The 12,354-nt window shown below is 40.3% G+C and carries 15 protein-coding genes; 4 read left to right on the top strand and 11 right to left on the bottom strand.

Annotated features, from left to right (window positions below):
- Positions 1–24: 24 nt before the first annotated feature.
- The 6 genes from DFR59_RS08960 to DFR59_RS08935 form a co-directional block, all read right to left on the bottom strand.
- Positions 25–993 (bottom strand): YpdA family putative bacillithiol disulfide reductase, encoded by a 969-nt coding sequence (locus DFR59_RS08960; protein ID WP_114745294.1) that lies wholly within the window; start codon positions 991–993, stop codon positions 25–27.
- A 220-nt stretch (positions 994–1,213) separates the two neighbouring features.
- On the bottom strand, positions 1,214–2,491 hold the full coding sequence (locus tag DFR59_RS08955) for a Glu/Leu/Phe/Val family dehydrogenase (protein ID WP_114745293.1): 1,278 nt from the start codon (positions 2,489–2,491) through the stop codon (positions 1,214–1,216).
- A gap of 202 nt (positions 2,492–2,693) precedes the next feature.
- On the bottom strand, positions 2,694–3,311 hold the full coding sequence (locus tag DFR59_RS08950; protein WP_114745292.1) for an adaptor protein MecA: 618 nt from the start codon (positions 3,309–3,311) through the stop codon (positions 2,694–2,696).
- Positions 3,312–3,388: 77 nt separating this feature from the next.
- Positions 3,389–4,297 carry a MerR family transcriptional regulator gene (locus DFR59_RS08945; protein WP_114745291.1) on the bottom strand — a complete coding sequence of 303 codons (909 nt, stop codon included), beginning with the start codon at positions 4,295–4,297 and terminating at the stop codon, positions 3,389–3,391.
- Positions 4,298–4,382: 85 nt separating this feature from the next.
- Positions 4,383–5,180: a metallophosphoesterase gene (locus DFR59_RS08940; protein WP_114745290.1), complete on the bottom strand. Its 798-nt coding sequence runs from the start codon at positions 5,178–5,180 to the stop codon at positions 4,383–4,385.
- A gap of 146 nt (positions 5,181–5,326) precedes the next feature.
- The gene (locus DFR59_RS08935) at positions 5,327–5,962 is read right to left on the bottom strand and encodes a CBS domain-containing protein (RefSeq protein ID WP_114745289.1); all 636 of its coding nucleotides are present in this window, start codon (positions 5,960–5,962) and stop codon (positions 5,327–5,329) included.
- Positions 5,963–6,115: 153 nt separating this feature from the next.
- Here DFR59_RS08935 and DFR59_RS08930 point away from each other — a divergent pair, with 153 nt between their 5' ends.
- From DFR59_RS08930 to DFR59_RS08920, 3 genes are read left to right on the top strand one after another with little or no spacing between them, the layout of a single operon-like run.
- On the top strand, positions 6,116–6,346 hold the full coding sequence (locus DFR59_RS08930) for a spore coat associated protein CotJA (protein WP_114745288.1): 231 nt from the start codon (positions 6,116–6,118) through the stop codon (positions 6,344–6,346).
- A complete protein-coding gene (locus DFR59_RS08925; protein WP_114745287.1) occupies positions 6,343–6,603 on the top strand; it encodes a spore coat protein CotJB in 261 nt (86 codons plus the stop codon). Before DFR59_RS08930 ends, DFR59_RS08925 begins: the two co-directional genes overlap by 4 nt.
- 19 nt (positions 6,604–6,622) lie before the next feature.
- Positions 6,623–7,192 (top strand): manganese catalase family protein, encoded by a 570-nt coding sequence (locus DFR59_RS08920; protein ID WP_114745286.1) that lies wholly within the window; start codon positions 6,623–6,625, stop codon positions 7,190–7,192.
- Between the two features lie 199 nt (positions 7,193–7,391).
- Here the strand turns inward: DFR59_RS08920 and DFR59_RS08915 are convergent, their stop codons facing one another.
- From DFR59_RS08915 to DFR59_RS08895, 5 genes are all read right to left on the bottom strand, one after another.
- Positions 7,392–7,847, bottom strand: a complete 456-nt coding sequence (locus DFR59_RS08915; RefSeq protein ID WP_245948425.1) for a DUF2663 family protein — start codon at positions 7,845–7,847, stop codon at positions 7,392–7,394.
- Between the two features lie 79 nt (positions 7,848–7,926).
- Positions 7,927–8,628: a LysM peptidoglycan-binding domain-containing protein gene (locus DFR59_RS08910; protein WP_114745285.1), complete on the bottom strand. Its 702-nt coding sequence runs from the start codon at positions 8,626–8,628 to the stop codon at positions 7,927–7,929.
- Positions 8,618–9,229, bottom strand: coding sequence for a CPBP family intramembrane glutamic endopeptidase (locus DFR59_RS08905; RefSeq protein WP_114745284.1), 612 nt, complete (start codon positions 9,227–9,229; stop codon positions 8,618–8,620). Before DFR59_RS08905 ends, DFR59_RS08910 begins: the two co-directional genes overlap by 11 nt.
- A gap of 3 nt (positions 9,230–9,232) precedes the next feature.
- The gene (locus DFR59_RS08900) at positions 9,233–10,705 is read right to left on the bottom strand and encodes a RecQ family ATP-dependent DNA helicase (RefSeq protein ID WP_114745283.1); all 1,473 of its coding nucleotides are present in this window, start codon (positions 10,703–10,705) and stop codon (positions 9,233–9,235) included.
- The gene (locus DFR59_RS08895; protein WP_158538359.1) at positions 10,702–11,754 is read right to left on the bottom strand and encodes a YpbB family protein; all 1,053 of its coding nucleotides are present in this window, start codon (positions 11,752–11,754) and stop codon (positions 10,702–10,704) included. Before DFR59_RS08895 ends, DFR59_RS08900 begins: the two co-directional genes overlap by 4 nt.
- A 249-nt stretch (positions 11,755–12,003) precedes the next feature.
- Between DFR59_RS08895 and DFR59_RS08890 the strand changes: the two genes are divergently transcribed.
- Positions 12,004–12,252, top strand: coding sequence for a ferredoxin (locus DFR59_RS08890; protein ID WP_114745281.1), 249 nt, complete (start codon positions 12,004–12,006; stop codon positions 12,250–12,252).
- Positions 12,253–12,354: the final 102 nt, after the last annotated feature.

Genomic DNA, 12,354 nt, shown 5'->3' with positions numbered 1-12,354 from the left:
ATGGGCTGAAAATCAGCCCATTCTTTATTTTTCTCTATCCATGATTGTTTCTGCAATGCTCCTGCCATGGAAACGTCCATTTTCAATGAAGATTTCGTTCGCATTATTTCCGGCAGCCAATACTCCCGCAATGAAAATCCCTTTAACATTCGTTTCCATTGTTGCCTCATCATAATCCGGACGTCCTGATTCCTTATTGATATGGACACCCATAGCTGAGATAAAGCTGTGATCAGGATGATACCCGGTCATTGCGAACACAAAGTCATTCTTTATTTCTCTTCTTATTCCATCCACAGAATAAATCACTGAATGAGGTTTTATTTCAATGATTTCAGCATTGAATTCCATTTTGATTTGTTCGTTCCTCGCCAATGCATCAAATTCAGGCAAGATCCACGGCTTGACACTTTTAGAATATTCGCTTCCCCTATATAAAGACGTAACCCTGGCTCCTGCCTTATTTAGTTCCAGTGCTGCGTCCACTGCAGAGTTTTTTCCGCCGATGACAACCACATCTGTGTCAAAGAAAGGATGAGGTTCTTTAAAGTAGTGAAAAACCTTTTCGAGATTTTCCCCAGGAATATTCATCATGTTTGGATGGTCATAATATCCTGTTGCCACCACTACGTATGATGTCCGATATTGATCTTTGTTTGTTTTGACAATGAACGTCCCGTCTGATTGCTTATCAACAAGCAGAACCTGCTCAAAGCGATTGATTCTTAATTCCTTCCTCTTCGCTACTTCCCTGTAATAAGTAAGCGCCTGATTCCGTTTTGGCTTCCGCTCTTCTGTAATAAAAGCTACATCGCCAATTTCAAGCTTCTCACTGGAACTGAAGAAGGTTTGATGAGTTGGGTAGTTATATATCGCATTTACAATATTCCCTTTTTCAATCACTAATGGATTCTTCCCGATATTCTGCAGTTCAATTGCTGCAGATAATCCGCAGGGTCCTCCACCAATGATGATGCAGTCTTCAAAATTCATTCCATTCACTCCTCGTAACACACACATCTTATCTAATAGCCTTCCATTGCAAGGCATAAACGTTTCTTTATAAAATCTGCCACTATCATATGATAGTGAATAATTCATTGTGTTGCAAAGGATAAGCACGGTGATCAATTTTAGTTCATGGATTTTTTTCAACTAAAAAAAGCAGAAATGAGTCAGATTTGATCTGATCATTTCTGCTTTTTGCTATAGCTTAGATCCAGCCTCTGAATTTACATGCCTCTGCCATTTTTCTTACACCAACCATATAGGCGGCTAATCGCATATCAACGCGTCTTGTTTGGGCAGTGTTGTAGATATTCTCGAAAGAGTTGACAAGAATCTTCTCAAGCTTTTCTTCTACTTCTTCTTCTGTCCAATAGTAGCCTTGATTATTTTGAACCCACTCAAAGTAAGAGACCGTTACTCCACCTGCTGAAGCAAGGACATCAGGCACGAGCAAGATGCCGCGCTCCGATAGGATCTTAGTCGCTTCAAGCGTGGTTGGGCCGTTTGCCGCTTCGACAACAATGCTCGCTTTAATATTATGGGCGTTTTCTTCAGTAATTTGATTTTCAATTGCTGCCGGAACAAGGATATCACAATCAAGTTCAAGCAGTTCTTTATTTGTAATTGTATTTTTAAACAGTTTTGTTACTGTTCCAAAACTGTCGCGTCGGTCTAATAAGTAATCAATATCCAAACCGTTTGGATCGTAAAGTGCGCCGTAAGCATCAGAAATACCGACAACTTTAGCACCTGCATCATGCATGAATTTAGATAGGAAACTACCCGCATTTCCGAAGCCTTGTACAACTACACGGGCTCCTTCAAGTTGAATTCCGCGTCTTTTCGCAGCTTCTCTGATACAGATTGTGACACCTTTTGCTGTGGCAGATTCCCGTCCATGAGAACCTCCAAGCACCAACGGCTTTCCTGTAATGAAACCAGGAGAATTAAACTCATCAATCCGGCTGTATTCATCCATCATCCAAGCCATGATTTGAGAGTTTGTAAACACATCAGGAGCAGGAATATCTTTATTTGGACCTACAATTTGGCTGATTGCACGCACATATCCGCGACTTAATCTTTCCAATTCCCTGAAGGACATGTCACGAGGATCGCAGATGATTCCGCCTTTACCTCCTCCATAAGGTAAATCAACAATTCCACATTTTAAACTCATCCAAATGGATAAAGCCTTGACTTCTTTTTCCGTAACATTTGGATGAAAACGGATTCCTCCCTTGGTAGGACCCACTGCATCATTATGCTGTGCACGGAAGCCAGTGAATACTTTCACTGCCCCATCATCCATTCGAACTGGAATTTTCACTGTCATCATTCGCAATGGCTCTTTCAATAATTCATAAACTTCTTCTGTATAGCCAAGCTTCTCCAAAGCGTTATGGATAACTGTCTGCGTTGATTTCAGTACATCGTGTTTATCCTCATTATGTGTGTTTTCAGCACCGTTTTCGGCTACCATTCTTGTAAACCCTCCTAGTTCGATCAATCCTATAAAATGGACCACTGTCCGTCTTTCATGACATAGTATACACCTTTGCCCTGTTTATGCAAAGTAGAAAAATATTTTTTTTTAGAAATATTGTAAGCGTTAACATTAACAGAAGATTCAAATAAAAAAAGAGCTCCTTTTTGAACTCTTTAATTATTCTAATATAATATTTTCATTTAAAATGGTGCTTAAGTATTTGAATTGCTTCATTTAGAATGATTGGCTTTCCATATTCATTTAGATATACGGAGGTTAATCTAGAAACGCAGCCGTATTCTTCACATAAAGCCCTCGCCATTTCCGCATCCGACGGTGAAATGCCCTCCAAGAGCAGATAATATGACTCGTTATGAAGGTAAACACTGCTTTTCCACACATTTTTTGGCTGGATTCTAATGCCATACGAAATGATTTCTTCTATTGTAGGGAAGGAATAGATAAATGTTATGGGTCTTACAGCTGTTTCATCAGTCTCTTCTTCCTCCAGATCATCTGATTCGTCTTCATATTCCTCATCATCTGACCATTCTTCGTAATAATCTTCGTCAAAAGCATCCAAAGTCAGGATCAACACAATTTCTTTTGAAGTCAAAGAAAAAATCTCTACTGACACCGCTCCAGCCAATTCAAGGTCATATTGGTTCTTGGCTTCTTCGAGCATTTCATCGAATAGTTCATGCCAAATGAGCGATTCTTTCCATAATTCATCCTTAAGAAATCCTTTGTCCGAAAGTTCATCAAATGTGATGGAAAATTTGATTTTATTTGTAGAGAGTCTCTCCGATTTCATTCTGCCCCGCCCCCTGAGTATGGCTCATAACACATACTATGTAGGGCGGAACTCGATGGTTCATTGTCTTTGCCCAATCATTCCATTTTGGATTTCAGCCAACTGTCCCATTCTTGCTTGTCTAATCCAAGTATATTCGCTTGGTATTGGTCAGATTTAGATTTTTCCATTCTATCGACTGCCGATCCCCCGATTCCAACATGCGTCCCGGGATAATCTTGGATTAATGTATCCACAAGCTTCAATGCTCTCGGCAAATTTTCCTTCATTGTACAAGACATAAAGAGAAATTTCGGATTGACTGTTTCCAGGACCTCAAAAAGATCCTCTTCCTTAATGCTGGATCCTAAATAGATGACATCAAACCCTTTTCTTCTCACAAACAAGGTAAAGATCAAGAGGCCCAATTCATGCCACTCTCCCGGGCTGCACACGGCCACTACCTTTGGCAGGATTCCATTATGGGGGAAGGAGTGCATCAATATTCCAATCCGCGACCTTAAGATAGAAGAAGCGAAATGTTCATGAGCTGTGGTGATTTTCCCTTTTTCCCACAAGTCCCCTATTCTGACCAGCAGTCCGGCAAGAATATCAATCAGCACTTTATCCATTGTATAGACAGCAAATGCCCGATTTATGAGTTCCTGCGCTCTTGTTTCATTAAAATTCATTAGCTCTCGCAATAGTTCTTCGGAAAGCTGATCTGAATTCAATGTCCCTTTGTCATCCATGTCCTGCTCATTTTCAATTTCATTTTTATCGAGCAGGGCGATTGCCTGGCTGATTGTGAACCCTTGATTCACTTTATTGACCAGCCATTTGAGTATTTTCACATGCTGCTCTGTATAGAGCCTATGACCGGATTCGTTCCGTACAGGAGCAATGATGTTATATCGCCTTTCCCACGCCCGGAGTGTACCAGCTTGAATTCCGAGCATTGTACAGACTGCTTTTATATTATATTTTCCGATATTTTGATTGCTCATAATCTTTCCCCCAGCCATTTTACAACAAATTCTTCCCTGATTATAAGGGAAGAATCATGTTGTGTAAACTTTGTATAGGTTATGGTCAATCACTGTAAACTTTAAACTCATTTCCATGACTAATGGTCAATAAGTGAGTTTCAGGTCTTGCACCAAGCCGCAATGGAATTGCCGTTGTCCCATACCCATTGCTGATCAACTGAGCAATTGGCCCCGCCTTCTTTAATGTACCTTTCTTATAAGGACTATATCCAAAGATATGAATTTGCCCGCCATGAGTGTGCCCGCTTAAAATCAATGAAATATTGTGTCCCGGATAATCCTTCATTTTATGTATGATCGCTGGATTATGGCTTGCAAGTATTCTAAATCCGGGCGAAGTGCATTGTCTGAGGGCTTCATCCAATCTTGCCTGGCGCTGGTTCAAGTCATCTATTCCAAGAAGGAAAAACTCTTTCCCCATACCAAATGATACGTAATCTGCTTCGTTCTTTAAAGGCTTGATGCCTTCTTCCTGTAAAAGCTTGTAGAATGATGCCTGGTCGACTTCATAATCATTATTTCCCCAGATAAAATAAGTGGGAGCAATTTTTTTTAGGAGTGCCAGGTTTTCTTTGATTCTTTTTAAAGGGACTCCTTTTTCGAGGAGATCCCCTCCTATCACAACAAGATCTGCTTTTGTTTGAACTCGTTCAATTATAGATGGGTGTATCGCCCTTCTATGGATATCAGATATAAAAAAAATATTCAATGGTTCAGCATTTATAGGGTATTCCGGAAAAGTGAGGGTTTGAAAAACAACCCTGTTTTGAAAAGCTTCCTGCAGCATATAGACCAATAAGATCAAACCTGCAGCAGCGATGATGCAGAGAAGATAAATCATGTGGACCTCCTTTAGGAAAAAAGAGCAAATTCTATTGAAATCATACCACAATCCAGAGATTTAAAGAAAAGAATACTAATGAAAAGCCCCCCATTGTAATATGGGAGGCCATGTTTAGTATATTTTTCAAATAAAATAATGAAGTCCTATTGTTGTTCGTGGATATTCAGAACCCTGAATCCGGATTTTTCTAATTTCGATATGAATTTTTCAATATTATTCTTCTTCTCGATTTTCAATACAATCCTGCGGACCAATTTATCCGTTTCATCAAAAGTTACAAGGGAAATGACAGATTCATGGAATTGCTGAATGATCTCTGCAAGCCTTGCAATTCTTCCTTCGGTTTCGACAGAAGTAAAGGCAATCCTCACTCCAGGCCGGTTTCCGCCAAAAGCACTTTGGAATTGATCCATTACATCAGATCTGGTGACAACACCTAAGAATTTTCGCTGTTCATCCACAACGGACAACAAAGGGAAATCCTTCAAGTCAAAGAGGGTAGCTTCAAACACTTCATCGCCCGTCAGAAACTTCTCTTGATGAGTAGCTATTTCTTTGACCTTCGTATTCTTTAAAAATTCTTCTTTTCCATGATTTGATTCAAAAAAGCTTTTATAAATAGTGAAGCGGGTAATCATTCCTTCGTATTTGTCCCCATTCAAGACAGGGATTCCATCCACTTGGCGGTCTTCCAATAAGGATAGGGCTTTTTCTGCTGTATCATCGCTTTGGATGACATAACTCTGATGTTTTGGAATCATGATACTCTTTACAAACATTGAATCACCTCTTCTAAAAATTAGACTGTGAAATTATATTTCAACATAACTCTTTAAATCCCTCTTTTTAAAGAAATATTCCTGAAATTAAACGAATGATTCAATAATTCCCCCCATAAAATGAAGGGATGAAAAGAAAGGAGGAGTATGTTTATGTCTTCAAGATATAAAAGCTATTCTCCCTATGTCAGTCCTTTTGATCCCTGCCCGCCAATCCGAGTAAAAACGTATTCTACACCCCCTAATTTATATATGGGATTCCAGCCGAATAACCTGCAGCAATTCACTCCTCAAGAAGCACTGCGGGCGGGAACATTATGGAAAGCTTTCTACGATCCGTACTACAGTCCATATGAAAGAGTAAAGGGGGATGACCCTCAGTGAAACAGCTTCCCGAGGAATACTACACAAAGCTTGAAGAGCTTCAAGCAGTGGATTTTGTCATCGTAGAATTGACCCTTTACCTCGACACGCATCCGGACGATTATGAAGCCATCCAACAGTACAATAACTTTGTTAAGGAACGAAAGCACCTGAAAAAGGAATTTGAGAAGCAGTTTGGCGCATTGACTAATTTCGGCTACAGCTATTCACATTATCCCTGGGAGTGGAAAGAAGCGCCATGGCCATGGCAAGTATGATGAAAGGAGGGCTTCTCACATGTGGGTTTATGAAAAAAAGCTGCAATATCCAGTAAAAGTTTCATCCTGCAACCCCAAATTAGCAAAATTCCTCATTGAACAATACGGGGGGGCAGATGGAGAGTTGGCGGCAGCTCTCAGATATTTGAACCAGCGGTATTCCATTCCTGATAAAGTCATTGGACTCTTGACCGACATCGGAACGGAAGAATTCGCCCATTTGGAAATGATTGCCACGATGGTATTTAAGCTTACAAAGGATGCAACTCCTGATCAAATGAAAGAAGCAGGATTGGCAGCGCATTATGCCAATCATGATAATGCACTTTATTATGAAAGTGCTGCCGGCGTTCCATGGACAGCATCTTATATAGCCGCTAAAGGCGATCCCATTGCAGATTTATATGAAGATATCGCTGCAGAGGAAAAAGCGAGGGCAACCTATCAATGGATCATTAACTTGAGCGACGACGTTGATTTAAATGACAGCCTTCGTTTTTTGCGTGAGCGGGAAATTATCCATTCTCAACGATTCAGGGAAGCCGTAGAAATCCTGAAGGAAGAAAGAGATAGGAAGAAAATATTTTAAACAGCTGAAAATACTAGCCAGGAGAAGGGAGTCCCTTCTCTTATTTAATAGATAAGAAAGTATAAAAATTCTGAGTGAAGTGCTGTCCAGCTTCAGCACCTAGCCCCTCGAGTCATAAGCCGCATCTCTACGGAAATCAGGATTTCCTTCGAGTTCCGTCTTATGCTGGTCGGGGCTGAACGAGGTGCTTGCGCTTTTCTTATTTGCTCTCATGATATAAATTAATATCATATTCTTTTTTCATCATTTCAAAAACTTTGTGTCTACTTTTCCACCGCTCTTCTTTCCACAGGTCTTTGCTCCGGTCTATGATTTCGCAGCGGAGTGCATGATATTCCTTCTCCGCTTTTTCTTTCTTTTCATACAATATTTTGGCGGCCCCAAAAAGCGCAGCTGAGATGAGAAGCAAGTATAAGTCCGATTGTTTCTGGATGAAGACGGAAAACATATCCGCAAATGAATAGGAATACTTGACCATGATAAATTTATATAAGTAATAAAATAGTGCGAGTGTATAGAAGACGCTTGTCCATATGACGAGGAAATGCCTCCATTTCAACTTATCAAATTTCCGCTTTCTCTTAACGACGTTTTCAAGCAGTTGTTTCGTCGTTTGATCTGCAAGCTCATCAAGCATAATGATAGAAGATTCCAATCCGATCCCCTCCCACAAATAATGTATGAACCAAAGCGGAAAGCTAGTACAAAAAAAGATGACCGAATATGGTCATCTCTTATTTTGGCACGGGTATTTTTAATACTTGCCCTACTTCTATTTCATTTGATGGCAGGTTATTGAATTCTTTTATTTTTTCGATTCCATCTTTTGAGTGAAAATAGTTCATGGAAATTCGAAAGATCGTTTCGTTTGGCTGGACGGTATGTTCCACCACTTGAATGTTTTGATTGGATTCAGGAGGTTCATTTGAGTCCGTCTGAACGGTTGTTTGAGCTGGCGTCGATTCCTGATTCTCCGCAGCTCCCTCTTTGGATCCAGTATTTTCTGCAGTCCCTTTTTCAGCAGGAGGATCCGCTTGATCTTGAGAACTTCGAGACGAATTCGATGCATCCTTTTCTATATTGGATGAATCCCCTTCATCAGCAGCTGAATTTTCAGCTCCGTTTGAAGTTTCGAATCTGATTTCTTCCCCGCCGCTGTTTTCCATCGCTGGTGTACTGAAGTCGTGTTTTTCAAAATATGTATATAGGCCAAAGATTGTGATTGGAACTAAAACGAAAGAGAGGAGCAATAATCGAATCAAAGGAAATTTCAATTTCCATTTTGTCTTGGTCTTTTTCTGCCTGTGATGTTCTGACCTCGGAGGCAATTGGCTCTTTTTCGATGTACTCACTGTCGTGGTCGTTTCCTCATGTTCGACCTTATCTAATTTTTGCCGCAGCCTCGCTGCTTGATCTCGATACATTTCAGTTTTCATTTGATATCCCTTCTTCTTGTTGGTTCTTTGCTTTTTTTCGAATGATTAGTCCTAATAGAAAATCAATAGTAAGATGCATGGACATCACCGCAGCAATGGAATGCCCTGATAATTCATAAATGCCGCTGATCCAAAAGCTTAATAGAAGAATATTGACTATTAAATACCAGTGCCCCCAATAGCGGATATGGACAGCCGCAAATATTATCCCTGCTATCCACCAATTGGTATGGGTCTGGATCAACCCCCTAAAGAGAAATTCTTCACAAAAGGCGATCACAAGGGATAAGAGGAAAATGCCCCCAAAAGAAAGGCTGCTGAAGATCTTTTCATTAATTCCTCCATCATCATAAAAGCGATCGGGGAGGATTTTCATCATGACTGCATCCAAAGCGACTACTGCCACGCCATTTAAGACTCCTAATAAAACCAGTTTAAAATCGAACTTCCATAAATCAGCAAAGGAAGAAAATCGATCAAATAAAAATATACCTAAAAAGAAGGAAATCGTTAATAGGGCTAATTGAGTGTAATAAACTTGTCGAACGAGCTGTTTTGCTGTCAACTGTTTTATGATTTCAGATTGCCTGAACCTCTCCATACCCTACACCGTCTCATTCAATAAAATATTTTTTAATATCAATTCCCAGTCTCCAATTGATGAGGAATCCTCTTCTTTTTCATCACTTTTTAAATAATAGCGCAGGTCTAATCCGCAATTGTCGCAGCATTTTTCTACTGAAGGTTGTTTATCTTCCTCAAAATATTCTAAGATTCCAGCCCTTCTGCAATCACTCGACTGCATCCAGGCATTCAATTCTTTCAGCTTCATTAATTTTTGTGTGATGCGATTCTGACAATGGTCTTTTACAGCTTCAGCAAGCTCTAAATGATCCAATTCATGGCGGCGGTTTTTGAAATGCAGGAGAAACCTTGATTGGATTTCGGTCAACTGAAGAGAAAGTTCGCATTCTTTCCAATCCATCCCTGAAGCGATTTTCGAATAGAATTCATCTATCTGAATTTCAGTCGGGAGCTCCCCCTCTATTAATTGTTCAGGAAGCTGATCATCATATGGTGCAGAAAGGTAGATTGCAATGCTTTCTTGTCCATCCCGGCCTGCCCTTCCTATTTCCTGTAGATATGATTCCAATGTCGGCGGCATATGAAAGTGAATGACGTAGCGGACATTTTCTTTATTGATTCCCATTCCAAATGCACTGGTCGCACAAATAATATCAAGTTGTCCATAAAGAAACTGCTGCTGGATCAAGATTCTCTGTTCTTGATCCAACCCGCCATGGTAGGCCGCAACCCGCTCATTATTTTCTTGACGGATCAGCATGGCTGTTTCGTCAGCGATTTTCTTGCTGGAAAAATAAATGATGCCCGGCCCTTGCAGGTCGTGGACCAATTGTAATAGTCTGTTGGTTTTTTCTTGAAAGCTTGGAACCTTTTGGACAATCAGGCCAATGTTGGGTCGGTCCACAGAAAAAACCCAGCAATCCGGAGACTTCAGCTTCAAAATCCCGAGTATGTCCTTGCGCACCTCATTAGATGCGGTCGCAGTAAGGGCCAGGGTAACAGGACTTCCGAGTTCAGTACGTATATTTCCCAACGATGAATAATCCGGTCTGAAGTCATGGCCCCATTGCGAAATGCAATGCGCTTCATCTACCACAAATAAGGATAGTGTGATTCTTCTGATAAACGGGATCACTTCAGGATTCGAGAGCATTTCAGGAGATATGTAAATAAATTTATATTTGTCCAAATTAGAGAGTACTGTCTTCTTTTCCATATAAGAAAGAAAAGAGTTGATGGCTACGACCCTTTTCTCACCCATTGCCTTCATCTGCTCTACTTGGTCCTGCATCAGGGATAATAGCGGTGAAACAACCAAAACGCTTCCCTCAAGCAAGTAGCCTGCCATTTGGTAGCATAGGGATTTCCCTGTACCTGTCGGGAGCATGGCCAAAGTGTCCTTTCCATTTATAATGGATGTTATGATTTCTTTCTGACCGGTACGGAATTGATCATGCCCGAAATAGCGCTTCAAATGTTGTTCAAGGCTCATGCTGTACCCCCTTGCTGTGCAAGCACCAATCTGATTTGGAAGTAAGTAGCCGAAGGCACTGCATCCCTGATTGGCTTTAATTTTTTCTGTCCCGTTTTTATTAGCTGCTCCGCAATAGAATGCCTTTCCTCTTCACTTACATATGGCGCTATTTCAAAACCTGGAACATTGAGTGCAATTTCAATGATATGGTCCTCAATAGTGCTTAATTTCAATCCTCTGCTTGCAGCGATTTCATCAAGATTTTTCCCTTTCAGGAGATATTGGTAGGTGGTTCGTGCCGAGTTCGTCAATGATAGATGTTTATCCATGCCGCTTAATATACTGCTTAACAAGGGAAATTGATCTTGCTCTTCATTCATTTTGCCGATCATAAAATGGAGCAGATTCATAAATCGGAATTCATATTCTGTCTGTTCCATATTCAACTCATCCGCTGCCTGCTTTGCGGTAAACCCTATTCTATTTGCTCCGGTCAGACGAAGAACAAAAACATAAGGATTTTCAAAATTTTGTCCTGAAAGCATTTTTTGAAGCTCTTCAAATGCTTTTCTTGCTAATTCATCTCGGGAGAATTTTGTCCTGTTAAAAAAATCCTTAACCCATAGTAATAGTTCGGTTTCACGGCGAATAGGATAATAATGGGTTTGTCTACGCGTCAAATGGGACATGACCTGAACAAGGAGGCTGGTTCTCTTCCAAAATGTAATGGCGATATCCTGTTGTTTCCACCCTTCTACATAAATAGGAAGGTCAAGATTGCGGAAAGTTTCCTGGACTGCACTTTTACCTGCATCAAGTACACGGCAGGAATTATCCTCATTGATGATAATTGACTTATCGTTTTGCAGTTTTTTTAATTCGGAATCAAATTCATTCCTTGTTAATGTGGGATATAGTTGGAAAAGGTGTTGGAGGGAATAAAGGTGGGCGTCTTGGATAGATTGGGAAGATTTTTTTCCTTTTAAAATATGATAGACAGAATAAACTGTTCTTTCATCCCTGACCGCCATTAAACTTTTCACTATGAGCGCCTGAAAAAAAGTCATGTTTACTCTCCTCGGTCTTTTGTCGTTCATTACTGTCATTTTAACACGAATCGACATGATTCGGTGGTTTTCTTTGTAGCCATTTAGGGAATAATCTTCGAGAAAGCCTTACCAGACAAGGCTTTAGAACAGAATAACTATTGAAAAGTTTCCCAATCACCTTTAAAATGAAAGATGGAGAACATTTTCTTTTCATCTATGTAGATGATTTTGCTTTAATTATATAGATTCTTACAGGAGGTTGTACTTATGGCTAAATATACGATTGTTGACAAAGATACATGCATTGCATGCGGCGCATGTGGAGCAGCGGCACCTGATATTTATGACTATGATGATGAAGGTATCGCTTTTGTCACATTAGATGACAATGAAGGAATCGTGGAAGTTCCGGATATCCTTCTTGACGATATGATGGATGCATTTGAAGGCTGCCCAACAGATTCCATTAAAGTTGCTGATGAACCATTTGAAGGCGACGCGTTGAAATTCGAATAGAAAATCAAATCGAGTAGGCGCATGAATGATTCATGCGCCTCTCACAGATCCGTACGTGCGGGTCATCGCATACGGCTCCTCCATATTATCCCCGCTGGGGAT

It is taken from the genome of Falsibacillus pallidus, from assembly GCF_003350505.1.
GTDB lineage: Bacteria > Bacillota > Bacilli > Bacillales > DSM-25281 > Falsibacillus > Falsibacillus pallidus.
Note: the sequence above shows the minus strand (reverse complement) of the source record. Positions and strands in the feature narration are given on the sequence as shown.

Coding starts and splice junctions, on each gene's coding strand:
- DFR59_RS08960 (WP_114745294.1), bottom strand. CDS start 993: ATGAATTTTGAAGACTGCATCATCATTGGTGGAGGACCCTGCGGATTA.
- DFR59_RS08955 (WP_114745293.1), bottom strand. CDS start 2,491: ATGGTAGCCGAAAACGGTGCTGAAAACACACATAATGAGGATAAACAC.
- DFR59_RS08950 (WP_114745292.1), bottom strand. CDS start 3,311: ATGAAATCGGAGAGACTCTCTACAAATAAAATCAAATTTTCCATCACA.
- DFR59_RS08945 (WP_114745291.1), bottom strand. CDS start 4,297: ATGAGCAATCAAAATATCGGAAAATATAATATAAAAGCAGTCTGTACA.
- DFR59_RS08940 (WP_114745290.1), bottom strand. CDS start 5,180: ATGATTTATCTTCTCTGCATCATCGCTGCTGCAGGTTTGATCTTATTG.
- DFR59_RS08935 (WP_114745289.1), bottom strand. CDS start 5,962: ATGTTTGTAAAGAGTATCATGATTCCAAAACATCAGAGTTATGTCATC.
- DFR59_RS08930 (WP_114745288.1), top strand. CDS start 6,116: ATGTCTTCAAGATATAAAAGCTATTCTCCCTATGTCAGTCCTTTTGAT.
- DFR59_RS08920 (WP_114745286.1), top strand. CDS start 6,623: ATGTGGGTTTATGAAAAAAAGCTGCAATATCCAGTAAAAGTTTCATCC.
- DFR59_RS08910 (WP_114745285.1), bottom strand. CDS start 8,628: ATGAAAACTGAAATGTATCGAGATCAAGCAGCGAGGCTGCGGCAAAAA.
- DFR59_RS08905 (WP_114745284.1), bottom strand. CDS start 9,229: ATGGAGAGGTTCAGGCAATCTGAAATCATAAAACAGTTGACAGCAAAA.
- DFR59_RS08900 (WP_114745283.1), bottom strand. CDS start 10,705: ATGAGCCTTGAACAACATTTGAAGCGCTATTTCGGGCATGATCAATTC.
- DFR59_RS08895 (WP_158538359.1), bottom strand. CDS start 11,754: ATGACTTTTTTTCAGGCGCTCATAGTGAAAAGTTTAATGGCGGTCAGG.
- DFR59_RS08890 (WP_114745281.1), top strand. CDS start 12,004: ATGGCTAAATATACGATTGTTGACAAAGATACATGCATTGCATGCGGC.